29 protein-coding genes are annotated in these 23,891 nt (G+C 64.6%); 15 read left to right on the top strand and 14 right to left on the bottom strand.

Annotated features, from left to right (window positions below):
- On the top strand, positions 1–427 hold a 427-nt coding region (locus EN781_RS03190), incomplete at its 5' end, for a ketopantoate reductase C-terminal domain-containing protein (RefSeq protein WP_281034355.1).
- Here EN781_RS03190 and EN781_RS03185 read toward each other — a convergent pair.
- The 4 genes from EN781_RS03185 to dapD all read right to left on the bottom strand — a co-directional run bounded on the left by EN781_RS03185 (position 402) and on the right by dapD (position 2,778).
- The gene (locus EN781_RS03185; RefSeq protein WP_126057198.1) at positions 402–1,103 is read right to left on the bottom strand and encodes a hypothetical protein; all 702 of its coding nucleotides are present in this window, start codon (positions 1,101–1,103) and stop codon (positions 402–404) included. The genes EN781_RS03190 and EN781_RS03185 overlap by 26 nt on opposite strands.
- A 15-nt stretch (positions 1,104–1,118) precedes the next feature.
- Positions 1,119–1,496 carry a DUF805 domain-containing protein gene (locus tag EN781_RS03180; protein WP_245455291.1) on the bottom strand — a complete coding sequence of 126 codons (378 nt, stop codon included), beginning with the start codon at positions 1,494–1,496 and terminating at the stop codon, positions 1,119–1,121.
- Positions 1,489–1,851 (bottom strand): DUF805 domain-containing protein, encoded by a 363-nt coding sequence (locus EN781_RS03175; protein WP_126057196.1) that lies wholly within the window; start codon positions 1,849–1,851, stop codon positions 1,489–1,491. The genes EN781_RS03180 and EN781_RS03175 overlap by 8 nt, the downstream gene beginning before the upstream one ends.
- Positions 1,852–1,923: 72 nt before the next feature.
- Positions 1,924–2,778 carry a 2,3,4,5-tetrahydropyridine-2,6-dicarboxylate N-succinyltransferase gene (dapD, locus tag EN781_RS03170; RefSeq protein WP_126057195.1) on the bottom strand — a complete coding sequence of 285 codons (855 nt, stop codon included), beginning with the start codon at positions 2,776–2,778 and terminating at the stop codon, positions 1,924–1,926.
- A 241-nt stretch (positions 2,779–3,019) separates the two neighbouring features.
- Between dapD and EN781_RS03165 the strand changes: the two genes are divergently transcribed.
- Entirely contained in the window at positions 3,020–3,859 is an 840-nt protein-coding gene (locus EN781_RS03165; protein WP_126057194.1) for an LOG family protein, read from the top strand.
- Between the two features lie 150 nt (positions 3,860–4,009).
- Here the strand turns inward: EN781_RS03165 and EN781_RS03160 are convergent, their stop codons facing one another.
- Complete coding sequence (locus EN781_RS03160; RefSeq protein ID WP_245455290.1) at positions 4,010–4,630, bottom strand: response regulator transcription factor; 621 nt, start codon at positions 4,628–4,630, stop codon at positions 4,010–4,012.
- Between the two features lie 350 nt (positions 4,631–4,980).
- The gene (locus EN781_RS03155; protein ID WP_126057193.1) at positions 4,981–5,661 is read right to left on the bottom strand and encodes a sensor histidine kinase; all 681 of its coding nucleotides are present in this window, start codon (positions 5,659–5,661) and stop codon (positions 4,981–4,983) included.
- Between the two features lie 291 nt (positions 5,662–5,952).
- Here EN781_RS03155 and EN781_RS34115 point away from each other — a divergent pair, with 291 nt between their 5' ends.
- The 3 genes from EN781_RS34115 (at position 5,953) to EN781_RS34110 (ending at position 7,457) form a co-directional block, all read left to right on the top strand.
- Positions 5,953–6,369, top strand: a complete 417-nt coding sequence (locus tag EN781_RS34115; protein ID WP_189347295.1) for a hypothetical protein — start codon at positions 5,953–5,955, stop codon at positions 6,367–6,369.
- Between the two features lie 126 nt (positions 6,370–6,495).
- On the top strand, positions 6,496–6,954 hold the full coding sequence (locus EN781_RS03140) for a hypothetical protein (protein ID WP_127399766.1): 459 nt from the start codon (positions 6,496–6,498) through the stop codon (positions 6,952–6,954).
- Positions 6,954–7,457 (top strand): hypothetical protein, encoded by a 504-nt coding sequence (locus EN781_RS34110; protein ID WP_189347293.1) that lies wholly within the window; start codon positions 6,954–6,956, stop codon positions 7,455–7,457. The genes EN781_RS03140 and EN781_RS34110 overlap by 1 nt, the downstream gene beginning before the upstream one ends.
- Before the next feature lie 56 nt (positions 7,458–7,513).
- Here EN781_RS34110 and EN781_RS03130 read toward each other — a convergent pair whose 3' ends face one another.
- Entirely contained in the window at positions 7,514–8,221 is a 708-nt protein-coding gene (locus EN781_RS03130; protein ID WP_126057189.1) for a pyrimidine 5'-nucleotidase, read from the bottom strand.
- A gap of 160 nt (positions 8,222–8,381) precedes the next feature.
- Here EN781_RS03130 and EN781_RS03125 point away from each other — a divergent pair, with 160 nt between their 5' ends.
- The 3 genes from EN781_RS03125 (at position 8,382) to EN781_RS03115 (ending at position 10,929) form a co-directional block, all read left to right on the top strand.
- Positions 8,382–9,143, top strand: coding sequence for a GGDEF domain-containing protein (locus EN781_RS03125; protein WP_126057188.1), 762 nt, complete (start codon positions 8,382–8,384; stop codon positions 9,141–9,143).
- Positions 9,144–9,337: 194 nt separating this feature from the next.
- Positions 9,338–9,493, top strand: coding sequence for a hypothetical protein (locus EN781_RS03120; protein WP_126057187.1), 156 nt, complete (start codon positions 9,338–9,340; stop codon positions 9,491–9,493).
- The gene (locus EN781_RS03115; protein WP_126057186.1) at positions 9,490–10,929 is read left to right on the top strand and encodes a GMC family oxidoreductase; all 1,440 of its coding nucleotides are present in this window, start codon (positions 9,490–9,492) and stop codon (positions 10,927–10,929) included. Before EN781_RS03120 ends, EN781_RS03115 begins: the two co-directional genes overlap by 4 nt.
- Before the next feature lie 140 nt (positions 10,930–11,069).
- On the opposite strand, the gene EN781_RS34105 is transcribed toward EN781_RS03115, so the two are convergent.
- Positions 11,070–11,237: a hypothetical protein gene (locus EN781_RS34105; protein WP_189347290.1), complete on the bottom strand. Its 168-nt coding sequence runs from the start codon at positions 11,235–11,237 to the stop codon at positions 11,070–11,072.
- Between the two features lie 95 nt (positions 11,238–11,332).
- Between EN781_RS34105 and EN781_RS03110 the strand changes: the two genes are divergently transcribed.
- Complete coding sequence (locus tag EN781_RS03110; protein WP_127399765.1) at positions 11,333–11,824, top strand: MarR family transcriptional regulator; 492 nt, start codon at positions 11,333–11,335, stop codon at positions 11,822–11,824.
- A 221-nt stretch (positions 11,825–12,045) separates the two neighbouring features.
- Here EN781_RS03110 and phhA read toward each other — a convergent pair whose 3' ends face one another.
- Entirely contained in the window at positions 12,046–12,879 is an 834-nt protein-coding gene (gene phhA, locus EN781_RS03105) for a phenylalanine 4-monooxygenase (RefSeq protein ID WP_126057184.1), read from the bottom strand.
- Positions 12,880–13,021: 142 nt separating this feature from the next.
- Between phhA and EN781_RS03100 the strand changes: the two genes are divergently transcribed.
- Complete coding sequence (locus EN781_RS03100; protein ID WP_126057183.1) at positions 13,022–13,498, top strand: Lrp/AsnC family transcriptional regulator; 477 nt, start codon at positions 13,022–13,024, stop codon at positions 13,496–13,498.
- 112 nt (positions 13,499–13,610) lie between these two features.
- The gene (bchE, locus tag EN781_RS03095; RefSeq protein WP_126057182.1) at positions 13,611–15,170 is read left to right on the top strand and encodes a magnesium-protoporphyrin IX monomethyl ester anaerobic oxidative cyclase; all 1,560 of its coding nucleotides are present in this window, start codon (positions 13,611–13,613) and stop codon (positions 15,168–15,170) included.
- 43 nt (positions 15,171–15,213) lie between these two features.
- On the opposite strand, the gene argB is transcribed toward bchE, so the two are convergent.
- Complete coding sequence (gene argB / locus EN781_RS03090; protein ID WP_126057181.1) at positions 15,214–16,107, bottom strand: acetylglutamate kinase; 894 nt, start codon at positions 16,105–16,107, stop codon at positions 15,214–15,216.
- Positions 16,108–16,209: 102 nt separating this feature from the next.
- Positions 16,210–17,706: an amidase gene (locus EN781_RS03085; protein WP_126057180.1), complete on the bottom strand. Its 1,497-nt coding sequence runs from the start codon at positions 17,704–17,706 to the stop codon at positions 16,210–16,212.
- 154 nt (positions 17,707–17,860) lie between these two features.
- On the opposite strand from EN781_RS03085, the gene EN781_RS03080 reads away from it, so the two are divergent.
- From EN781_RS03080 to msrB, 4 genes are all read left to right on the top strand, one after another.
- The gene (locus EN781_RS03080) at positions 17,861–18,400 is read left to right on the top strand and encodes a sigma-70 family RNA polymerase sigma factor (protein ID WP_126057179.1); all 540 of its coding nucleotides are present in this window, start codon (positions 17,861–17,863) and stop codon (positions 18,398–18,400) included.
- Entirely contained in the window at positions 18,397–19,101 is a 705-nt protein-coding gene (locus tag EN781_RS03075; protein ID WP_127399764.1) for an anti-sigma factor, read from the top strand. Before EN781_RS03080 ends, EN781_RS03075 begins: the two co-directional genes overlap by 4 nt.
- Before the next feature lie 225 nt (positions 19,102–19,326).
- Positions 19,327–19,884, top strand: a complete 558-nt coding sequence (locus EN781_RS03070; protein WP_126057177.1) for a fasciclin domain-containing protein — start codon at positions 19,327–19,329, stop codon at positions 19,882–19,884.
- Positions 19,885–20,088: 204 nt separating this feature from the next.
- Positions 20,089–20,592: a peptide-methionine (R)-S-oxide reductase MsrB gene (gene msrB / locus EN781_RS03065; RefSeq protein ID WP_126057176.1), complete on the top strand. Its 504-nt coding sequence runs from the start codon at positions 20,089–20,091 to the stop codon at positions 20,590–20,592.
- 8 nt (positions 20,593–20,600) lie between these two features.
- Here msrB and EN781_RS03060 read toward each other — a convergent pair whose 3' ends face one another.
- The 3 genes from EN781_RS03060 to EN781_RS03050 all read right to left on the bottom strand — a co-directional run.
- Complete coding sequence (locus EN781_RS03060) at positions 20,601–21,089, bottom strand: DUF2269 domain-containing protein (RefSeq protein ID WP_126057175.1); 489 nt, start codon at positions 21,087–21,089, stop codon at positions 20,601–20,603.
- Entirely contained in the window at positions 21,089–22,369 is a 1,281-nt protein-coding gene (locus EN781_RS03055) for an SDR family oxidoreductase (protein ID WP_126057174.1), read from the bottom strand. The genes EN781_RS03060 and EN781_RS03055 overlap by 1 nt, the downstream gene beginning before the upstream one ends.
- A gap of 177 nt (positions 22,370–22,546) precedes the next feature.
- The coding region (locus tag EN781_RS03050; RefSeq protein WP_127399763.1) for a DHA2 family efflux MFS transporter permease subunit at positions 22,547–23,891 on the bottom strand (1,345 nt) is incomplete at its 5' end.

Genomic DNA, 23,891 nt, shown 5'->3' with positions numbered 1-23,891 from the left:
GTCCGGACTGCCGTTGGCAACCGAGTTGGCCGACCGCCGCTGGCGGCTGATCCTGGCCGTCCAGATCGATGAGGCGCTGGCGACGTTGAAGGCTTGCCGAATTCGGCCGGCGCGCATTGCCGGCCTGCGCCCGGCGCTGCTGCCCTGGGCGCTCAAACTGCCCGACTGGCTGTTCCGGCGGCTGGCGCGGCGCATGCTGGCCATCGACCCCGAGGCGCGCTCGTCCATGTGGGACGATCTGCAGCGTGGACGGCCGACGGAGATCGGCGAATTGCAAGGCGCGGTGCTCGCTCTCGCCGAAAAGGCGGGCGTTCCGACACCCTTGACGGCACGGGTCGCGGCCCTGGTGCGCGAGGCCGAGCAGCAAAAGCGCGGCTCGCCCCGGCTGCCTCCGGAAGCGGTCACACCTGATCGTCGATCAGGGTGATTTTCTGCCAGATCTTGCGCGACAGGTTGGACGCCAGGTTCTCGACGTCGTTGACGCCGTCGATGACCACGGCGTCATTGACGGACTGGGCGAACAGCGCCGCGATCTTGCCGGTGATCGACAGCATCTCCGAGCAATAGTCGAGGTAGCGGGCGAGGTCGGCGGCATTGGTGATGCGGGCCGGCGAATGCGAGGTCGGCTTGAAATTCGCCGACAGCGTCGCCGGGTCCTTGGTCAGCTGGTGCATGTCGATGACATGGATCAGCGAACGCAGGCCGTGCAGCTGGCGAAACACCTGCTTGCGCTTGATGCGCTCCTCGGTTCTGATCAGCGCCAAGAAGCCGATCACGGCGAGGATGATCATGTTGAGCGAGGCTTCGATGCCTTGCACCGACTGCAGGGCGTCGCTGGTCCGCGAAAGCCGGTCGAGCGGCAGGATGGTGCCGACGAAGACGAACACCAGCGCACCGGCAATGACGGCGGCGGCGATGAGGCCGCGCAGCCACCAGAGCGGCGCTTCCAGCGCCTTGGCGCCCTTTGCCAGGTCGCGCGACAGCGACACCAGCTCGGCGGCGACGCCGCGCAGGCCGGCATCGGGAAACCGCTCGGCGACGCGCTCCTCCAGCCGCTCGGCGGTCTCGATGATCAGCTTCGGATCAAGCGTGCGGTAGCGCATGGCGAGGATCGTCGCTCAGGAATCGGCTGGCGCGTTGGTGCGCCTGCCATAGCGGTTGGGGCCGGGCTGCCCCGGAAACAGGCAAAGCACGAGGAAGGCGACGATCGAGACGACCGGCACGAACAGCACCAGCGCCGCGATCCCGGGCTTGTCGAGATCGTGCAGCCGCTTCACCGCCAGAACGATGTTCGACCATAGCGAGCCGATGAAGGCGATGAAGAAGATGAACGACCACATGTTGCTCTCGGGCGAGCCTTCTGGCACCAGCGTGAAGCGATACAGAGGAAATGCCTGGACGATGGCGACCAGCAATCCGCCGAGAAAATAGGCCGCGCGGCTGACGCGGCCCGAGGTTTTGAAGAAAAGCCAGGTAAGGTCGGATTTTTCAGGCAAGCGGATCCGGTCCATACTGATTGGCGCCCCTGGTGCCTTCAAGGATGCCGAGTTCGACCAGCAACCAGATGCCGCCGATGATAGGTATAAGGCCGATCAGCGTCCACCAGCCCGACTTGTTACGGTCGTGCCAGCGTTTGGCATAGAGGGCAATCGCGAAATAGATCGACGCCAGCGAGACGAGGACGCCGATGATGCCGATCTGGCCGCCGCTGGCCGTAGTGAAACGCGTGCCGAGGATCGCGTCGAGAATGAAGGCAATGATGGCGATGACAATGAATACACCGATGCCAGCCCAGAACTTGGCGCGGTTGATGCGACCCTCGAAGCTTGTCAGAAGATACTTCCAGTCCATGACGCCCCTCCGTGTTGAACCAGCGCGACGGATTGTCGCGCCGGCGGAGGGTGCGTCCGTTTCCCGAAAAGATCAATCGCGAAGCAGTTCGTTGATCGAGGTCTTGGAGCGGGTCTTGGCGTCGACCCGCTTGACGATGACTGCGCAGTAGAGGCTTGGGCCGGGTTCGCCGTTGGGCAGCGGCTTACCCGGCATCGAGCCGGCGACGACAACCGAATTGGCCGGCACTTCGCCATAGAAGACCTCGCCGGTGGCGCGGTCGACGATCTTGGTCGACTGGCCGATGAACACGCCCATGCCGAGCACCGAGCCCTCGCGCACGATACAGCCCTCGACCACTTCCGAGCGCGCGCCGATGAAGCAATTGTCCTCGATGATGGTCGGACCGGCCTGCATCGGCTCCAGCACGCCGCCGATGCCGACGCCGCCCGACAGATGCACGTTCTTGCCGATCTGGGCGCAGGAGCCGACCCCGACCCAGGTGTCGACCATGGTGCCCGAATCGACATAGGCGCCGACATTGACGAAGGACGGCATCAGCACGGCGCCCGGCGCGACGTAGGCCGAGCGGCGCACGATCGACGACGGCACGGCGCGGAAGCCGGCCTTCTCGAAATCGACCGCGCTCCAGCCGTCGAACTTCGACGGCACCTTGTCCCACCACACCGCCTGGCCCGGACCGCCCTTGATGATCTCCATCGGGTTCAGCCGGAAGGAAAGCAGCACCGCCTTCTTCAGCCACTGGTTGACATGCCACTTGCCGTCGGCCTGGCGCTCGGCGACGCGGGCAGCGCCGCGGTCGAGCAGGTCGAGCGCCGCCTCGATGGCATCGCGCGTCTCGCCGCGGGTCGCGGTCGAAATCGCGTCGCGCTCGTCAAAAGCCTTCTCGATGGTCTTTTCGAGGCTCGCCAGATCGGGCTTTGACATCAATTCGCTCCGTTACCAAGCTGTTAAGGGACAGCGCCTTAACCTGTTTCAAAGTCGCGCCGACCCAAGCAGGCTTCGTTCGCTTCGCGAAATTGCCTGCCTCAGTCTTTGCCTATCGCAGGTTCTTGTCGCAAAACCGCGGGACACTTTTGCGGAACCTGCTTATGTGAAGGTCGGATAGGGGTCAATCGCGACTGCGTCACGGGACGGCGCAAGTGGAGAAAATGGACGGGTGGATTTGATGACTCCCATGGAAAAGGCGGGATGGACGCCGCTGCCGCATTCGGATGAGGATCTGGAGCGGGCAAAGAGCGTGCCGGACACGCCGCAGACACGCGCCGACACCTACAGGCTGGCCTGGAACGATCCTGACTTCATGACGCGCCGCGAATTGCGCGCGGTCAGGCTGCAGCTCGAGCTGCTGAAGCCGGAGATGATCCTCGCCGAGCGCGGCATCCAGTCGACGGTGATCCTGTTCGGCGGCGCCCGTATTCCGGAGCCCGGCGGCGAGGCCTGGGCGGCGAAGAACGAGACGCAGAAGCAGAACCTCGAGCTGAACAGCCGCTACTACGAGGAGGCGCGCAAATTCGCCCGTCTCTGCTCGCAGCATTCGGCCAGTTCCTACTATCGTGAGTTCGTCGTCGTCACCGGTGGCGGGCCTGGTGTCATGGAAGCGGGAAATCGCGGCGCCGACGACGTCGGCGCGCCTTCCATCGGCCTCAACATCGTGCTGCCGCACGAGCAGGCGCCAAACGCCTACGTGACGCCGGAACTTTGCTTCAACTTTCACTATTTCGCCATCCGCAAGATGCATTTCGTCATGCGCGCCAAGGCCGTCGCGGTGTTCCCGGGCGGCTTCGGCACGATGGACGAATTCTTCGAGACGCTGACGTTGATCCAGACCGGCCGCATGGAGCGCGTACCGGTGATCCTGTTCGGCAAGGCCTTCTGGCAGCGTGCGATCGATCTCGATTTCCTCGCCGAGCAAGGCACCATCACGCCCGGCGACCAGGACATCATCGATTTCGTCGACACCGCCGACGAGGCCTGGGACATCATCAGCCGCTTCTACAAATTGTAGGCGGATTCCGCAAAAAGCGCCCACGGTCTTCCGGCAGCAATCTGCGACAAGCAAAAGGCCCGAGCAGCGCGTTCGTCGGCTTGCAAGCGAATGTCAGTACTAGAGGGGCGATCCCCGCTGCCCGTTTTCTCGCTGTGCGTGGCGCTTTTGCTATTGCAGTTCGGCCAGCCATCCGACCGAGTGCGCGAAGCGCACTATCGCCGCCCGGGAGTGGAGTTCGAGCTTGTCGGTTGCCCTGGTTCTGTAGGTCTCGATGGTCTTTATGCTTAGATTGAGCCGCGAGGATATCTCCTTGTTGCTGTAGCCGAGTGCAACCAGCTGGATCACGGACCGTTCCCGCTCGCTCAGATTTCCCGCATCGCCCTGCGCGCAGTTGCGCGGGCTGAGCATTCGCGCGGCCAGCGCCGGGTCGACGTAATTGTCGCCGGCCAGCACGCATCTGATGGCTTGCAGCAGGTCGGTGGTCGTCGACCGTTTGACCACGAACCCCCGGCCGCCGGCGGCGAGCACTTGGCGCAGGCAGCCGGGATCTTCGTGCGCCGTCAGTGCGATGCACTTGAGGTCGGGGAACCGTTCGAGGAGGCGCTCGATAAGCATGACCCCATTGATGCCGGGGAGCGAGATATCGATGACCGCAACGTCGGGCTCAGCCTTGCCGATGGTTTCGAGGGCCTCGGCCGCGTTCGCTGCCAGTCCGACGATCGTCATATCCTTCTGACCATCGATCATCGCCCCGATACCCGACAGGACGATAGGGTGGTCATCGACCACAAATATCCGCCTACGCGACACCTTTAACCTCCATCAGTCCGCCAAAGGTACATCACGTGGAGAGGTCCCTTGCCCTTGATGGTTCGAATGACGGCTCGTCCCGGCTGACGGGAGGAGCGCGTCTATCCCTGCAGACCCTGAGCGGGAGCAGTGGGTCGTACATCTCGTCGAACCCTCGCGCCGATTGTAAGCCGCAGCTAAAGGTCTCGGATGTGGCGCGCTTCACGTAGCCCATCGCGAACCTCGAGCTGCTGCCGAGGTTTTTCGTTCAGAATCGCATGCGGACAAATGTCTGGTGCGGATCACATTGCCGTAGACAATCGTGCGCGCCTCGCGGTCCAGGGAAGCCCTCAGTCCGTCAAGGGCACATCGGCATAGAGGGTGGTCCCCTTGCCCCTGGCGGTTTCAATCGACAGCTCGCCTCCGACCAGCGCGAGGCGCTCTCTCATTCCCGCAAGCCCCAGGGCGCGGGAGCCGGGCGTGGCATCGGCATCGAACCCGCAGCCATCGTCTTCGATCGTAAGGCGCAGCCGGCGGTCGCCAATATGTGCCGTCACACTCGCGCGGCGCGGCTGAGCGTGCTTGCCGATGTTGGTAAGCGCCTCTTGCGCGATACGGTATAGGGTCAGGGACACTTCGGGGGCGAGTGGGCACGAAAGTGCTTCGAGGTCCATGTCGCAAGGGATTTCGAGTTGGGCACATAGCATGGCGGCGAGATCCTCGACGGAGGCGCGAAGCCCCAGGTGATCCAGGTCGGCGGGCCGCAGGCTCCAGGCGGCGGCGTGAACCCTGGCGCTCAGTTGATCGACCAGCATGACAGCCCGCGTGAGACGCTCGCCCTGTTCCAGGGATCCTGCGCGGATGCCGTGCAGTTCGAGCGCGACACTGGCCAGCAGCTGGCCGAGATCGTCGTGAAGCTCGCGCGACAGGCGCCGGCACTGTTCTTCCTGCACGGCAATCAAGCGCCGCGCCAATCCCTGGCGCCGCGGCTTCGAAGTGTCGTTCTCGCGTGTGTCGATACCAGTCCGCATCGCCCCTTCTGTTCTCTTGCCGGTGTCTAGAGGACTTGCTGTTCACCGGGCTGTGAGAAGAGGCCCCGAATTTCTGCCTCTCAGCGCAATATACGCCGGCATACGCCCTTATGCCTGTCAGTTTTTTCCCGATTCCACCGGCTTTTCCCGACAAGGACATCGGCTGAAAAACTGACAGAACATGCCGATCAGCCCGAATGTCGAGGCGCCTTTTCTGCGCGCATTCTTCTTGCGTCGTCTCGGCCATCTTTGTTGCGGTCGGGAAGTTCAACGCAAACCAAGGAGAACGTCATGAGGAAGATCATTCTGGCCGCGGCGGTCCTGTCGGCTCTGACAGGTTCGGCGTCCGCATTGTCGATCGGTAGCGGCAACGGCAATGGCAACGGCAACGTTGGCGTCGGCAACGGCAACGGCAACGGCAACGCCAATACCGGCGCCTTCAACGGCAACTTCAACGGCAATGGCAATTTCGGCTTCGGCAACGGCAATGGCAACGGCAATGCCAATGCGGGCGCCTTCAACGGCAACTACAACGGCAACCTCAATGCCGGCGCCGCCAACGGCAACGGCAACGGCAACGGCAATTTCGGCCTCGGCAACGGCAACCTGAATGGCAACGGGAACTGGGGCATCGGCAATGGCAATGTCAACGGCAACGGCAACTGGGGCATGGGCAACGGCAACGGTAACGGCAACGCCAACCAGTAGCGTCGAAAGGCGCTGAAGCTTCTGGGATCGCCGGGCCACGCGCCCGTCCCCCGCGCGAGGCTGTCGCGACAGATCGCCGGCGATCCCAGTCCTTTTGAGGCAGTGGGGTACGGAAGGAGTTCGCACATGAAACCGAGCGTCGTATCGGCACTATGCCTTGGCCTGCTAAGCGCGACCGCCGCGAAGGCCGCCGACAACCGCACGACAGGCGCCCAGGCCTTCAGCATGTCACGCGTCCAGCAAAGCATCGGCCACTACGGCCAGTCCATCGGTTCAGATGTCCGCGGCATGAATCCGCTCGGGTTCGCGGGCGGCAATGTCGGTTACAAGAACAGCGGCACCGGCAACGTCGGCGCCTTCAATAGCGGCACCGGCAACGTCGGCGCCTTCAACGGCAACGCCAACACATCGTCGACCAGCGGAAATCACAATGTCGGCGCCTTCAACGGCAACGGCAACACCGGCGAGTATGACGGCACCGGCAACGTCGGCGCCTTCAACGGCAACTTCAACGGCGGCTCCTTCAACGGCAACGGCAACGTTGGGGCCTTCAACGGCAATTTCAATGGCCGGGGAAACCGCTGATGGCCGCGGCGCGACCATCAGTTTGCGTCCGGCACGGCAACCGTCGGGTCGGGGCGAGGCTGTTAACGGGAAGCGGCCTCGCGCTCGGCATGCTGTGCGTCGCCAACGTCGTCGCTGTCGCCTCGATAGCGGACAGGATCGCCGACTTTCCCTTTGGCCGCGGCCATATCGGATTTGCCGATGGCCTGGCCAACAGCGATACCTCGAGCGGTAACGGCAAAGGCGGCAGCTTCAACGGCAACGGCAATTCCGGCAGCTTCAACGGCAACGGGAACGCCGGCAATTTCAACGGCAATGGCAACGCCGGCAGCTTCAATGGCAACGGCAATGGCGGCAGCTTCAACGGCAACGCCAATTGCGGCAATGGCTTCGGCAACGGATTTTCATCCGACGGCAATGGCAATGGGAAGGATGAGGGAGACCCACCTGCCTGGTGCCGCTTCCTGAGGGATCTGAATGGGCGGTTGGGGCTGCCGCCCGGCACAATCCCGGACTTCGACTGACCGGAGCCAGCCGCGCACGCGCTCGGGCGGCATGCACCGTCGATCGGATGACGGCGTCAGGTCCTGACTTCGACGATTGCCGTCAGGAAGCCGGCAAGGTCGTCGGTGACGAAATCGACATCGTCCTCATTGGCCGGGTCGCGTTCCCAGATCTCCGAAAAGGTCGGCTCGAAATTGCGTGGCACCACCAGTACCGTGGTCATGCCCAGCGATTTCGGCACCGAGAGATTGCGGGCCAGATCCTCGAACATCACCGCATTGTGACCGGTGACGGAATGCAGCTCGGCGAACCGTTCATAGGTCTGGCGCGCCGGCTTGGGGTTGAGCCCCGCCGCAACGATATCGAAAATGTCGTCGAAGTGGTCGAGGATGCCGAGCTGTCGCGCGGTGCGCTCGGCATGCCTGCGGTCGCCATTGGTGAAGATGAACTTGCGGCCGGGAAGCTGGCGGATCGCGGCCCCGAGCACTGGATCCGGCACCAGCCAGGAATAGTCGATGTCGTGCACCTTTTCGAGGAAGTCGTCCGGGTCGATGCCGTGACGCGTCATCAGGCCGTTCAGCGTCGTTCCATACTGCTGGTAGAGTTCCTTCTGCAGCTTGCGCGCCTCGTCGCGCGGCAACGTCAGGAGCTCGCCCACATAGGCAGTCATCTTCACGTCGATCTGCGCGAACAGGTTCGAATGGTGCGGATAGAGCGTGTTGTCGAGATCGAACACCCAGTCGGTGACGTGGGCGAAGCGGGCGGGGTCTGGCTGCGTCGTCATGCGCTCCTTATGGCACGAAACAAAATCTCTGGCTGGGATTTATCCACAACTTATGCGCGTCGCTTTCGATGAAATGGCGCGTCGTTTCAAATTTTAGCCATCGCCGAAAGGTCACCTTCAGCGCTTGCTGGCACAGAGGCGGTTCTGTGGGGAGTCAGCGATGAATCGCCTATTTCTGAAGTCCGCCGCCGTTGCTTGCGCTTCGGTAGCCGTCTCGCTTCTGTTGACGCTTATAATCGTCCCCGCATTGGGTCTCTCGGTCAACCGCGCCATATGGCTGACGTCGACGGTCTTCCCGCTGGTGCTTGCCTGGATCGCCAGCGCAACAACCTTCTGGCAGGGCGACAGATTGAAGAGCGCGCATCGCGATCTCGCCCGCGCGCATGCCCAGCTTGCCGCCGCGCACCGGCGCCTGTCGGAAAAGGCGAGCCGCGACGACATGACCGGCATGCTCAACCGCGAAAGCTTCTTTGCCGCACTCGACGGCTCCCGGCGCAAATCCGATCGCGGCGCGCTGCTCATCATCGACGCCGATCACTTCAAGATGATCAATGACAGCTACGGCCATCTGACCGGCGACGAAGCGCTGCTGCTGATCGCCAGCGCCATCGAGCGCGGCGTGCGCAGTGGCGACGTGCTCGGCCGGATCGGTGGCGAGGAATTCGCCGCCTTCCTGGTCGGCGCCACCGCGCAGGAGGCCAAGCGCGTCGCCGAGCGTATTCGCCGCGAGGTCGAGCTGATCCGCTTCCGTCCGGTCGACGAGCGCACCGTGCCGCTCACCGTCTCCATCGGCGGCACCATATGTGGCGAAGGCGTCAACGTCTCCGAGCTTATGCGCGCCGCCGACCAGCGGCTCTACGAGGCGAAGCATCGCGGCCGCAACCTGTCGATCCTCGATCGCGATGTCTCGGAAGCCGCCTGAGATCAATCGGAGCGCACGCTCGCACCGGCACGCGCCTGCGAGGAATTCCTAACCATGTTCGCATGCAACCACGACGTTTACCCGGTTGTGGCAAGGTATCGGCTAGGGTTGGCACGAAACTGGCCTGTCCTGGCCGGCGTGTGCCGTTCGGGGAACGTCATGCGTGGATCGAGGTCCCCATCGAAAGACGTATCATGAGCTTCTTCGTCAAGAGAATGTCGCGCCGCGCAATCGTGCAGGCGCTGATCGCGCTGCCGGCCCTGTCATTGTTCCGCAACCAGCCCGTCGTCGATCCGGACGAGATCGTCGAGGTCAATGGCTGGATCCTGAAGCGGAGCGATCTCGCGTGATCTTCGACAGCTACGAAGCCTTCCGTGCGGCGAATTTCGCCGCCAAGGCCTGCATCCTCGGCTCCGGCCCGGCGGGCACCACGATCGCCAGAAAGCTCGGCGCTGCAGGCATTCCTGTGGTCGTGCTGGAGGCCGGATCGCGCGAATTCAGCGACGAATCGCAGGATTTCTACCGCGGCACCACTGTGGGCGATCCCTATTTCGATCTCGACATCACGCGGCTGCGCTTCATGGGCGGCTCCTCCAATCACTGGGCCGGCTGGTGCCGGGTGCTCGACAGCCAGGATTTCGAGCCCAAGGCCTGGGCGCCGGACACCGGCTGGCCGATCAGCCGCGCCGACATCGAGCCCTATCTGGCGGAAGTCCACGACATCCTCGAGCTGCCCGACTTCCGACCGGATGTGCCAATCTCGGACGACATCCGTTGGGTGCAGCTGATCAAGAGCGGTGCAGTGCGCTTCGGCGAGAAGTTCGCTGACGAGCTGGACAAGAGCAAGAACATCGCCGTGGTGCTCAACACCTATGCCACCGAACTTGCAGGCGACGGCAGGCGGGTGAGCGGCGCCCGGCTGTGGTCGAACGGCCAGGACGCCGGCGTCTTCAGCGCCGACTACTTCATCGTGTGCACCGGCGGGCTGGAGAATTCGCGGCTGCTCCTGTGGTCGAACCAGCGCTCGAATGGCGGCGTGGTGCCGAACGCGGAAGCCCTCGGCCGCTACTGGATGGAGCATCCGACCTTCGAGGGCGGCAACGCCATCCTGGCGGACTATGGCGAGTTCGAGGTCGATGCCGTCAACGAGGCCTTCTTCTCGCCGACGCTCACCGCCATGGAGCGGCTGCAGATCCTGAATTTCGGCATCAGGCTCATCGAGTCGCCCTATCCCAGTGTCAAGCGATTGATCGCCGACCTCGCCTGCACGGCACCCGACATGGCCGAATGGATGTCCGCCAAGCTCAGCCAGCGCCTGCGTTGCGCCGCCCAGCTCTATGTCGCGTGGGAACAGGCGCCGCTGGCCTCGAACCGGATCGCGCTGTCGAAGACCGATGTCGACCACGCCGGCGTGCCGCGCATCGAACTGCACTGGAAGAAGTCCCCGCTGGAACGCCGCACAATTCTCGAAGGCCTCAGGCTGTTCGGCAAGACGCTGGCCGAGAAGAACCTTGGCCGGGTGCGCATCGCCGACTGGATCCTCAATGGCGGGGACTATCCGACGAATGAGGAGACGGCCGGCCACCACCATATGGGCGGCACGCGCATGGGCACCGATGTGACCAAGAGCGTGGTCGATGCCAATTCGAAGGTGCACGGCATGGACAATCTCTATGTCGGCGGCTCCTCGGTGTTCTGCACCTCGGGCGAATGCAATCCCACCACGACCATCACCGCGTTGGCCTGCCGGCTTGGCGATCATCTGAGCAAGATCATCGCCGTCTAGGCAATTCCAGGAAAAGTGCGTCGCGGTTTTCCGTCCGGGAGGAAATCAATCATTCGGAAGAAGCAGGCGGCGCCGGCAACCCGACAGGCCGCCGGCGCCGCCCTGGCGCGCCTTTGGGGGGAATTGTTCCGCCGCCGGGCTTAAAGCCCGTAGACGGCGATGCGCACCAGCACCGCTGCTGCCGCCAACGCGACCAGCAGAATGCCGAGGCCGATCGGCGAACCCCAGCCGTACCATTCCATCGCCAGCTTGGCGTATTTGAACTCCTCTTCGTGCGAGAGGGGAGTCCGCTGCTGAATCATGCTCATTTTCTGCTCCTTGTCGGCGACCGGGCCTTGCCTTGCGCAAGCTGTGGTCGCATATTGCTACTGTACGTCTTAATGTTAGACAATTTGATAGTTAGATGATCGAAATAAAATCGTCAAGCACGAATCGAACCGATATGACGGCCACCATCAGCCAGGCCATCATGCGCTGGCAGGATGCGACCCAGGCCTATGACGAAGCGGTTGGAGCGAGGCTCGGGCTGAATGCGGCGGAGCGCCAATGCCTCGGCCTGCTTTATGGCGGCCCGCAATCGGCGGGCGCGGTGGCGGTGGCGACCGGGCTGACGCCGGCCGCCGCCACCGCTCTGATCGACCGGCTCGAGGCGCGCGGCTTGCTGACGCGCACACGCAGCTTGGAAGACAGGCGCAAGGTGGTGATCGAGGCGACCGATCTGACCCGCGAGCTGTCGGCGCGCTATTATGGCGCGATCGCGCGGGACGGGGAAAGGCTGATCGCAAGCTTCAGCGACGCCGAACTGGCCGCCGTCCAGCGCTTTATCACCGCCGCGCTCGACCTGCAGCGCGAGCAGCTTGCCCGGCTGAAGGCCGAGGCGGCGGATGCCGGCTGATCCCGGCAGCTTGCTGACCCAAGTGGCAGCTTGCTGATGACAAGTGGCCGCAAATACTCGGAGCGGTCCAACCGCCTCATTGGCGACTGAACCGCTCCCTAGGTCGGCTGGGCGACGCCGACTTCAAAGCGCGACGCGCTGAAACGGATTCAGGCGCCGCGCTACAAGCACTTATCTTGATGCATGTCGCCCAAACCGCTGCGCGCTTTGGGCGACATGCACTAGACCGTCGCCGGGTCGAGCGCCGGCTTGCCCTTATGGCGGGCGACGATGCCGGCGAGATCGGCGCTACCGAAGGCATCGCGCAACACGTCGAAGGACGGCAGCACGAAATAGGCGCGCTGGAACTTGTCGATCTCGTAGCCGGTGCGCATCACCGTCTCGAGGTCGAACGGCACGTGGTGGGCGTCCTTGCCCTCGATGGCGAACTGCAATTCGGTGAACGACGACATCAGTCCGGCGCCGAAAGCCTTCACCGGCTGGCCGGGTTCCCGGATCAGCCCATATTCAGCGCTGTACCAGTAGAGGCGGGTGATCATCTCGTCGCCGCCAAGCGCGATCAAGTCCTCCGCCTTCTGGCCATACATCTGCATGAAGTCAGCGAAGACCGGCTGCGTCAGGATCGGCACATGGCCGAAGAAATCGTGGAACATGTCGGGCTCGACGATGTAGTCGAGCTCCTCCTTCGTCCGCAGCCAGTTGGTGACCGGGAAGCGGCGGTTGGCGAGATGGTCGAAGAAGGGCGCGGCCGGGATGAGGCCCGGCACGGCGACGATCTCCCAGCCGGTCAGCTTGCGCAGCTTCTCGCTGATCACGCCGAAATCCGGGATCCGGTCGAGTAGGCCGAGTGCCGCGACGCCGTCGAGATAGGAGCGGTGCGCGAGCTTCTGCGTCAGCTTGGTCTGGCGGTCGCACAGCGTGCGCCACACCGCCTGCTCGTCGGCGCTGTAGTCGTAGCCCTGCGCCACGGTGAAATCGGCACGGCAGACCGAATAGTCGCCGCGCAGCCCCTGCGCCGCGCAGTCGCGGGCGTAATCGGCAACGCTGATCGTCATGGCTGTTCTCCTCGCGAAATCATGACTGGGTCAATTATTTCCGAAGCTTAGCCCGAGACCGCGAGGCAATTCCGCTTTGATCATGGCCTGCTTGCGCAATTCGAGGTAAAAGACGCTATCGAAAGGCTGTTGGAGAGTGAAAATGCCTCAGTTTGACGATTTCGAGATCAAGATGCTCGATATCCTGCAGCGCGACGGACGCAAGCCCGTATCGGAGCTGGCGCAGGAGATCGGCCTGTCGACCACGCCGTGCGCGCGGCGTTTCGAGGCGCTTCAGAGCGCCGGCATCATCAAGGGTTTCGCCGCCGTCCTCAGCCGCCGCGCCGTGGGCCTGATGGTCGAGGTGTTCATCCAGGTGCGGCTCACCAGCCACAGCGACGGCTCGCCGGAAAGCTTCATCGCCGCCGTGCAGCGCATGGACGAGGTGTCCTCCTGCTGGACGATGACCGGCGACCATGATTTCCTGCTGCATGTGATGGTGCCCTCGGTCGACGACCTCAACGCCTTCGTCATGCACCGGCTGATGCGGCTCTCCGGCGTGCGCGACGTGCACACCCAGCTCGTGCTGCAGAACATCAAGGGACCAGGCCACGTGCCGCTCGCGCATCTCAGGCGGTAGCGGCCGGCGCGCCATTCCTGCGGAAAAGCTGCACCGAAACTGCTGAAGCAAGCCAACTCGCCATCCAGATCGACGGTTAGGACCAGCGGATCGCCACCGCAAAGGGTCCGCCATGAAAATCGTGCTGATCAACCCGCCGCACACCGCCATCGGCAGCCGCGTGCCGGACGACCATTTGCCGCCGCTCGGCCTTTTGGCGCTCGGCGGTCCGCTGCTCGACGCAGGCCATGAGGTGCGGCTCGTCGATGCCGAATTCGGGCCAATGCCGCTTCCGACGCTGGTTGACGACGCGCTGCGCGGCGATCCCGACTGCATCCTGATCGGCCATTCCGGTTCGACGTCGGCACATCCGACCGCGTTGCGGATCGCCAGGATGGTCAAGGTACGCTCGCCGCGGACGCTGGTGATCTATGGCGGTGTGTTTCCGACCTACCATTGGCACGACATACTGGCCGCGACCGATGCCTTCGATTTCATCGTGCGCGGCGAAGGCGAGGCGACCATCGTGTCGCTGGTCGAGGCGTTGGACCGGCGCCGGCCGCTCGCCGATGTGGCCGGCATCGCCTATCGCGACGACCTCGACCGTCCTTTCGCCACGCGCCCCGCAGGCACGATCGTCAATCTCGATGCTTATCGTGTCGGCTGGGAGCTGATCGATGTCAGACGCTACAGCTATTGGGGCGGCAAGCGCGCCGTGGTCATGCAATTCTCACGCGGCTGTCCGCATCTGTGCAACTACTGCGGCCAGCGCGGCTTCTGGACCCGCTGGCGCCATCGCGATCCCGTGAAATTCGCGCGCGAGATCGCCTGGCTGCACCGTGAGCATGGCGTCGAGCTGATCAATCTCGCCGACGAGAACCCGACGTCCTCGAAGAGAGCCTGGCGGGCCTTTCTCGAGGCCATGATCGCCGAGAGCGTGCCGGTGCTGATCGTCGGCTCGACCCGCGCCGACGACATCGTGCGCGACGCCGATATCCTGCATCTCTATCGCAAGGCCGGTGTCATCCGCTGGCTGCTCGGCATGGAGAACACCGACGAGGAGACGTTGTCATTGATCCGCAAGGGCGGCAGCACCGCGTCCGACCGCGAGGCGATCCGGCTGCTCAGGCGGCACGGCATCTTATCGATGGCGACGTGGGTGGCCGGATTCGAGGACGAGGGCTTTCACGATCTGTGGCGCGGCTTCCGCCAGCTCATCGCCTACGATCCGGACCAGATCCAGGCGCTCTATGTCACGCCGCACCGTTGGACGCCGTTCTTCCGCATCGCCCGGGATCGCAGGGTGATCCAGACCGATGTCCGGCTTTGGGACTACAAGCACCAGGTGCTGAAGATGACGCGGCTGCAGCCGTGGATGCTGTTCTTCAGCGTCAAGCTGATCGAGCTCGCCGTGCAGTCGCGGCCGAAGGCGCTGGCGCGCGTCCTGTTCCATCGCGATCCCGAGCAGCGCCATTCGATGCGGTGGTACACGAAGATGGGCCGCCGCGTCTGGTTTCGCGAAGTCTGGGGGTTCCTGGTCCGCGACCGCCGCGTGACGGACGGACCGAGCCTCGCCGAATTCTGGGGCGCGCCGCAGGACGCCGAGGAGGAATCGATGATTTTTCAGCGTCCGGCGCCAAGGCCGACGGCTTCGGCTATGGGATCGCTTGAGCAGAAAAAATTAGCCGGCTGATTATAGCGATTGGCCGTTTCTCGGAAACGGCGAACTTGCCGCGTCAGGGCACGATCAGGGTGCCGGCGCCGTGCTCGGTGAACAGCTCCAGCAGCACCGAATGCGGCGTCTTGCCGTTGAGGATGACGACGCCCTCGACGCCGCGCTCGATCGCCTCGATGCAGGTCTCGACCTTCGGGATCATGCCGCCCGACACGGTGCCATCCCTGATCAGCGCCTTGGCCTCTGAGACCGTCAGCTCGTCGATCAGCTTCTTGTTCCTGTCGAGCACGCCGGGCACGTCGGTAAGGAACAAGAGCCGCGAGGCCCTGCAAGCGCCGGCAATCGCCCCGGCGAAGGTGTCGGCATTGATGTTGTAGGTGTGGCCGTCGCGGCCGGGCGCCACCGGCGCCAGCACCGGGATCATTTCGGAGCGGGCGAGCAGGTCGAGCAGCGTGCGGTCGACCTCGACCGGCTCGCCGACGAAACCGAGATCGAGCACCCGCTCGATGTTGGAGTCCGGATCGATCATGGTCTTGCGCGCCTTTTCGGCGAACACCATGTTGCCGTCCTTGCCGCACAGCCCGATCGCCCATTCGCCTTCGGCATTGATCAGCGCCACGATCTCCTTGTTGATCGAGCCGGCCAGCACCATCTCGACGATCTCGACCGTCTTCTGGTCGGTGACGCGCAAGCCCCCCTCGAACTTGGATTCGATGCCCATCTTGTTGAGCATGGCGCCGATCTGCGGTCCACCGCCATGCACGACGATCGGATTGACGCCGGACTGTTTCAGCAATGCGATGTCGCGGGCGAACGCCTTGCCGAGCTCGCTGTCGCCCATGGCATGGCCGCCATATTTCACCACGACCGTCTTGTTCTCGTAGCGCTGCATGTAGGGCAGCGCGCGCGAAAGCAGCGCGGCCTGCATTTCGGCGGTGGCGGCGATATCCGTCATCGGTGCGTTCCCAAGTGGCAAGGATGGCGCGCGTCTTAGCGGGAATTGCCGCAGGCCGCAAACGGCTTTGCTGTCACAATCGTGAAATCGTGCTTCCGTTCTCTAGCCCGGCACCTTGAGCGGCGCCCGCCGCTCCAGCCAGCCCGAAATCTTCTCCATCTGCGCGGCGAAGGACAAAAGCGTCTCCTCGTCGCCCGGGCGCCCCGCCGCCTGGATGCCGAGCGGCAGGCCTGCCTCGGTGACATGGACCGGCAGCGCGATCGACGGCTGGCCGGTGACATTCTGGATCGCCGGCCAATGGGTGAACCACAGGCTCTTGTCCATCAGCTGCCCGAGGAACGACTTGGCCCTGAGCAGCCTGGTCAAATGCAGCTTGTCCAGCAGGTTCTCGATGAACTCGTCGGCGCCCTTCGGGTCCATGGCGCCGCAGGCCAGCGGCGGGTGTGCGATGATCGGCATCAGCACCGCATCGTACTGGGCTGTCTCGGCGATCAGCCGGCGCGACGTGGCATTGAGCCGCTGCAGGATCTCATAGAGTTCGCCGGCCGGGATGATATCGCCGAAGCGGCTCAAGACACGCGTGGCGCGCTCGATGTCGCCGGCAACGGAGCGGCCGACGCGCAGCGCCTCGGCGCGCATCGTGCCGGCCACCGCCGAGGTCACCGTCTTGCAGAAGTCGGCCATGAAATCGCGCCCGATATAGGGCAGGTCGATCTCGTCGACCGTATGACCGCCCTCGCGCGCCAACGCGATAGCCGTGTCCAGCGCTTGCAGCGTCTCGGCCGAAATCGGCAGGCCGAGCGGCGACTTGCGGTAGACGGCGAGCCTGAGCTTGCCGGGATCGCGCGCCGCGGCGGCGGCGAAGCTGCCTTTCGGCGCCGGCGCGCCATAGGGCGACAGCGGATCCGGCCCATGCGTCAGGTCGAGCAGCAGCGCCGAATCCCGCACCGAGCGGGCGACCGCGTGGTCGACAACCATGCCGTACCAGCTTTCGCTGGTGAGCGGCGTCAGCGGCACGCGGCCGCGCGAGGTCTTCAAGCCGACCAGCCCGCTGCAGGCCGAGGGCACCCGGATCGAGCCGCCGCCGTCGGAAGCGTGCGCCGCCGGCACCACGCCGGCTGCCACCAGTGCCGCGGCGCCCCCGGACGAGCCGCCTGTGGTATAGCCCATATTCCACGGATTGCGGGTGATGCCGAAGGCCGCCGATTCCGTCATCAGCCTCAGCCCGTGCTCGGGCGAGGTGGTGGTGGCGATCGGGATCAGGCCGGCGGCGAGATGGCGCTCGACCATCACCGAATTGTAGTCGGCGGTGAAAGCCGGGATGCGGCTGCCGCCATGGATCGGCACGCCCCTGAGGCCGATGCCGAGATCCTTCAGCGCGAAGGGCACGCCGGCGAGCGGCAGCGCGCGGTCGACGCTCTTGGCGCGCGCCCGCGCCGCATCATAGAGCGGCTCGGCGATGGCGTTGATGTCGGGGCGCGTCGCCTCGGCGCGCGCGATCGCCGCGTCGACAAGCTCCTGCGGCGAGAGCTCGCCCTTGCGCACCAGGCCGGCCAGGCCGGTCGCATCCTCTTCCCACAGCACCCGTTCGACCGACATCGCCGCTGTCCTCCGCCGGCCCGGAGGCTAGCGGCAGCCGATTTGCTTGGCAACGGCGCGCGAACCCATCGTGAGCAAAGATCATCGCAAGCTTTGAGGGGGACAGTATTGCCTGCGCCGTTGCAAATGTATGGCAATCCTCTAATTTGCCGCCATGGCGCCGCAGGACATCAGCCAGCTGATCGTCCGGACTTCAATGAAGGACCGGGCAGCGTTTGATCTGCTCTACCGGCAGACCAGCGCGAAACTTTTCGGTGTCTGCCTTCGTGTATTGAAGGACAGGGGAGATGCGGAAGAAGCGCTGCAGGAGGTCTTCGTCAAGATCTGGACGAAGGCGGATCGTTTCGCGGTCTCCGATCTAAGCCCGATTTCCTGGCTGGTGGCTATTGCGCGCAATCATGCGATCGATCGCATTCGGGCGCGGCGCGAGCCGGCCGCCTATATCGACGCCGCGCTCAACGTGGCCGATCCGGCGCCGGGACCGGAGGCCATGGCCGTGGCGGGCGGTGAATCCGTGCGCATCTACCATTGCCTCGACGAGTTGGAGAAGGACCGGGCGGCGGCCGTCCGGGGCGCCTATCTGAACGGCGAAAGCTATGCCGAGCTGGCGGAGCGCCATGGCGTGCCGCTGAACACGATGCGGACCTGGCTGCGGCGCAGCCTGTTGAAACTCAGGGAATGCCTGGAAAGATGACGCTGGCAGAGGAAAACGGACCGGAACGTGGAGGCGACGACCTGTTCGCCGCCGAATACGTTCTTGGCGTCCTGGCCGCGGACGAACGCCAGATCGCGTCCCGCCGCATCGAGGCGGACGCCGCTTTCGCGCGCCTTGTCGACCGCTGGGAGGTTCACCTTTCGCCGATGGCCGCCGCCTATCCGGAGACCGAGCCTCCGATCAGGGTCAAGGAGGCGATCGATCGCCGGCTGTTCGCCCAAGAGTCCCGCGCCGGCCTCTGGTCGAGCCTCACCTTCTGGCGCGGCCTCGCCGCCGCCGCCGTCGCGGCGCTCGCGATCGCCATCGCCCTGCCATACATCAGCCCGCCTGTCGTCGAGCCGCGGCAGCGGCTTGTCGCATCGCTGGCGGCCGATGGCAGCGACGTCAAATACCTCGTCGTCTACGACGCTGCGCGCCGCGATGTCGGTCTCTCCCTTGTCTCCGGCGAGCGTGCCGCCGGCAAGGACTTCGAGCTGTGGATGATCGAGGGCAAGAACGCGCCGGTTTCGATGGGCGTCATTCCCGCCGGCCAGACGACGCACATGGCCGTCACCCCTGCTGTTGAGCAGAAGCTCGCGCAAGGCGCCGTGCTCGCCGTCAGCGTCGAGCCCATCGGCGGCTCGCCGACCGGCCAGCCGACCGGGCCGGTTGTCGCCGCGGGCGACCTGAAGGGCATCTAGTCTCTTCGAGGATTGAGCGCCCTCCCTGAAAGAATAATCGAAATCTATCCTGCATGAGGTTAGAACGAGAAAAGTTTCTTTCTGGATGCGCGCTCATCAGCGTAATTTCGTCCCGCGCAAGGTCAGATAAAAATTTTTGAGAGCCGGGCGAAACTCGCGCAAGTCTGCCCCGTATCTCCTGGTGTTCCCAAAGACGGGCAACGATATCCAGAGGAGATAGAAATCATGCGTAAATTCGCCACCCTTTTGCTCGCCGGTACTATTGGTCTTTCCACGCTCGGTGCCGCCGCCTATGCCGCCAATCCGATGGTCGGCGGCGCGCCGATGTATGCCAAGAAGAACATCATCGAGAATGCCGTCAATTCGAAGGACCACACCACGCTGGTCGCCGCCGTCAAGGCCGCCGGCCTGGTCGACACGCTGCAGGGCGCCGGCCCGTTCACCGTCTTCGCGCCGACCAACGAGGCCTTCGCCGCGCTGCCCACCGGCACCGTCGAGATGCTGCTCAAGCCCGAGAACAAGGACAAGCTCACCAAGATCCTGACCTGCCACGTCATCGCCGCCAAGGCGATGGCTGCTGACGTCGCCAAGATGGCCAAGGCCGATGGCGGCGCGCACAAGGTCAAGACCGCCGGCGGCTGCGAACTGACGCTCAAGGCCGACAAGGGCAAGGTCACCGTGACCGACGAGAACGGCAATGTCGCCAATGTCACGATCGCCGACGTCCGGCAGTCCAACGGCGTCATCCACGTCATCGACAAGGTGCTGCTGCCGAAGATGTAACAAAGACGCCGCTGCCAGCGAAGACATGGCAAAGGCCTTCCCCGGTTGCGCGGCTCCTCTCCTGTAGGCCGTGCGACTGATCGCTTGCTCCGCGCCGTCCACGTGAAGTGGAGCCGGCGCGGAGTTTTCGTTGGGGGGCGTCAACCGCTTTTGATTTTCGCCCGGCGCGAAAATCTGGCAAACCGGCATTGGAGGAATTGTCCCATGAACCGTCGCGATCTTCTCCTGAGCGGCGCCGCGGCCGCCGCGGTCCTAGCCGGCACGGCTGCCTTGCTGCGCATTGGTGGCGCGCCAAATGCCCGCGCCGCCGAGACCTTCGAAGTGACCAAGACCGACGCCGAATGGCGCGCCATCCTGTCCGACGCGGCCTACAATGTGCTGCGCAAGGAAGGCACCGAATATCCAGGCACCAGCCCGCTGCTCGACGAGCACCGCAAGGGCATCTTCGCCTGCGCCGGCTGCGACCTGCCGGTCTATCCCTCGGAGACCAAATTCGATTCCGGCACCGGTTGGCCGAGCTTCTGGCAGGAAATTCCCAAGGCCATCGGCACGACCGCAGACCGGTCGCTCGGCATGACCCGCACCGAGGTGCATTGCCGCCGCTGCGGCGGCCATCTCGGCCATGTCTTCGACGACGGCCCGCCGCCGACCGGTCTGCGCCATTGCATCAACGGCGTGGCGCTGAGCTTCAAGCCGGCCGCCGCCTAAGTGGCGCTTTAGTTCAGGCCGAGAAGCGTGATGCTGGGCTTGGTCAGCATCAGCCAGAAGATGGCGACCACGGCGAAGAAAGCCGGAAAGCCGAACGCGAACCAGACGCGGTAGAGCCGGTCGAAGCCTGGTGGCAGGGCGGTCGCTTCCGCCGCAGCGTGTTTGGCCATGTCGCGCAAGCGGATCTGGATCCAGACCACCGGCAGCCAGAACAGGCCGATGATCACATAAAGCGCCAGTGACAGCAGGATCCAGCCTTCGTTGAGCGGCCAGCCGACGACGCGCGCCAACCCGTACCCGGTCAGCGGCTGCAGCATCACGGCAGTCGCCGTGAAGATGGTATCGGCGACCACCACGATGCCGGCGACATGGGCAATGATGCGGGGGTCGCGGGTCCTGACGGCCATCGCCATGAAGAAGGCGATGCCGATGCCGGTTCCGAACAGCACCGTCGAGCCGAGCACATGGACAAGCCGTAGCACGTCTTCCAGCGCCATCAGCGTTCGTCCAGAATGGCAAGGGCCGTGAGCGCCAGCAGGATCGACGGCACCACTTTGACGAGGGGGCCGAGCGGATCGAGCCAGAGCGCGGGCTCCGCGAATGTAGCGGCAAGCAGGTAGGCGAGCGTCAGCACCAGCATGCCGATCAGGGCGCGCCGCGCCCAGGGCCGGAAGAGCACCGCAAGGCCCAGTGCGATGTCGGCAAGACACGTCACCGCCACCATCGCGCCCGCGGCATGGCCAGGCAGGAAACTTGCGAAATGGCTGCGCGCCGCCTCGAATGCCAGGAACGGCGTGAGGCCGGATACCAGCCAGAACAGCGCCAGCGCGACGATGATCGGCGCCTTCAGCAGATAGAGGCGGGCGAACCATAGATCCTGCACGCCCGAAGGGGCGGCGGCGAGCGTCTCGGCCGCCGACGAAAGGCGCTGGTCTGACCCTGGCTGCCGCCGCACTTCGACACCGCCCGCCATCACCGCAAGTGCGGTCGAGCGGAGCGGCGAGCGCCAGCCGAGCCGGCCGGCGAGATCGGCCAGCCACGTCACCGGCCATGCGGCCATCGGCGGAACGGCAAACACAGGAGCCGGGGGCAAGCCGAGCCAGTTGCGATGCAAAAGCACAAGGTCCTTCAGCGTCAGGCCTTCATCGCCGGCGAGCGAGAGGTCCGAGCCGGAGGGCAAGACGCCGCCGATCGCGGCGCTGACTGCGCCGGCGACGTCGTCGAGCGCGACCGTCGTGACCGGGCTGTCGGCGTAAGCCAAAGGGATCGCCAACGGGAAGGCAGCGAGCGCCCTCAACAAGGCGGAGCCGCCATGCGCATTGCGGCCGAGCACCAGCGCCGGCCGCAGGATGACATGGCGCACCCCGCTTGCCGCGAGCGCCCCGTCGGCCCGCCTCTTGGTGTCGAGAAAGGGCAGGTCGGGGCCGGTTCCCGCTGTGTCCGCCGAGATCTGGACGATCAGCAATTCCCGGTCGCGCGCGGCCTCATAGAGAGCGAGCATCGCTTTTTCCTGGGTGGCCGTCAGGTCATCGGCGAGCCCGTCCTGCAGGGCGCCGGCGCAATTGACCACGGCCCGCTGGCCATACAGCGCGGTCTGCCAGTCCACGCTCCGCGTCATGCCGGCGAGATCGGCCTTCAGCCAGCGGACCTGCGGCATCCTCAGCGCCGCGCGCGCCGGCTCGCGTCCAAGCCCCGTGACCTGGTGGCCTTCCCCCGCAAGTCTTCTTGTGACGGCGGACCCGATGAAGCCGGTCGCGCCGAGAATCAGGACGTTCATGCCGGAACTTTAGCTGAAACCACTTCAGCAGAAACCAGGTCGGATGGCTCTCATCCAGGGCACGATCGCCACCGACGCCGTCGCCGCCAAACAGGTGGACTTAAAGCATGACCCCGGAATCGTCGCCGATTTCCGGGGTCATGCACGAGGGGCGCCAGGCGGGGGTTCCGGCGCGCCTCAATGGCCTCCGCCACTACCGCCGGCCTGGTCGGCCGGCTTGCGGATGAACAGGACGAACAGACCGAGCGTAGCGAACAGCACCGTCAGCATGTAGAACACGTCCATGAAGGACAGCAGCGATGCCTGCTGCTGGACCATGCCGGACAGCTTGGAGATCGCCGCCTTGGTGGCGTCGAGACCGGCGGTCTGCTCGAAGTTCATGGTCATGTTCTGCAACTTCTGCTGCGCTTCGGCGCTGCCCCACTGCACGTGCTCGGCGAGCCTGGCATAGTGGAAGGCGTTGCGGTCGATCAGCACCGTGTTGATGACGGCAAGGCCGACGGCGCCGCCGAGGTTGCGGGTCAGGTTGAACAGACCCGACGCATTCTTCAGCCGCTCCGGCGGCAACGTGCCGAGCGCGATGTTGTTGATCGGTACCATGCACAGCATCATCGAGCAGCCGCGCAGGATCTGCGGGATGAGCAGCTCGTAGAAATCCCAGTCGGCGGTGAGATGCGTCATCCACCATGTGCCGGTGGCGAAGCCGAAGAAGCCGATCATCATCATCAGCCTGAGATCGATCTTGTTCGACAGGATGCCGGCAACGGGCGCTGTGAAGAACATCGCCAGGCCGCTGACGAACAGCGCTTCGCCGATCATCATCGAATCGTAGCCGCGGATGCGGCCGAGGAACACCGGATAAAGATAGGTGAGCCCGTAGAGGCCGATGCCGACGACAAAGGAGAACAGCGAGCCGAAGGCGAAGTTGACGTTGGTGAAGGCGCGCAGGTCGACGATCGGCTCCTCGGCGGTGAAGGCGCGCCAGAAGAACAGCACCGCGCCGATGCTCATGACGGCGGCGCAGATGAACACCGCCTGGTCCTGCAGCCAGTCGTTGTTCGGGCCTTCCTCCAGCACATACTCCATGCAGCCGAGGAAGGCAGCCATGCCGGCGAGGCCCCACCAGTCGAACTTCGAGAACAGCTTGAGGTTCGGCTTGTCGAAATCGATCAGCGTCCAGGCCGCCGTCGCCACCAATATGCCGGGCACGACATTGATCAGGAACAGCCAGTGCCAGGACATCGCGTGGCTGATATAGCCGCCGACCGTCGGGCCGATCGTCGGCGCCAGCGTCGCCACTAGGCCGATCATCGGCGAGACGACGGCGCGGCGCGACGGCGGGAAGATGGTGAAGGCGGCCGCGAAGACGCTGGGGATCATGCCGCCGCCGATGAAGCCCTGGATGGCGCGGTAGACGATCATCTGGTCGATGTTGGTGGCGGTCGCGGCCAGCGCGCTGGCCGCGGTGAAGCCGGCGGCAGCGATCGTGAACAGGACCCGCGTCGACAGCATCCGGCTGAGG

It is taken from the genome of Mesorhizobium sp. M4A.F.Ca.ET.090.04.2.1 (assembly GCF_003999085.1).
GTDB lineage: Bacteria > Pseudomonadota > Alphaproteobacteria > Rhizobiales > Rhizobiaceae > Mesorhizobium.
Note: the sequence above shows the minus strand (reverse complement) of the source record. Positions and strands in the feature narration are given on the sequence as shown.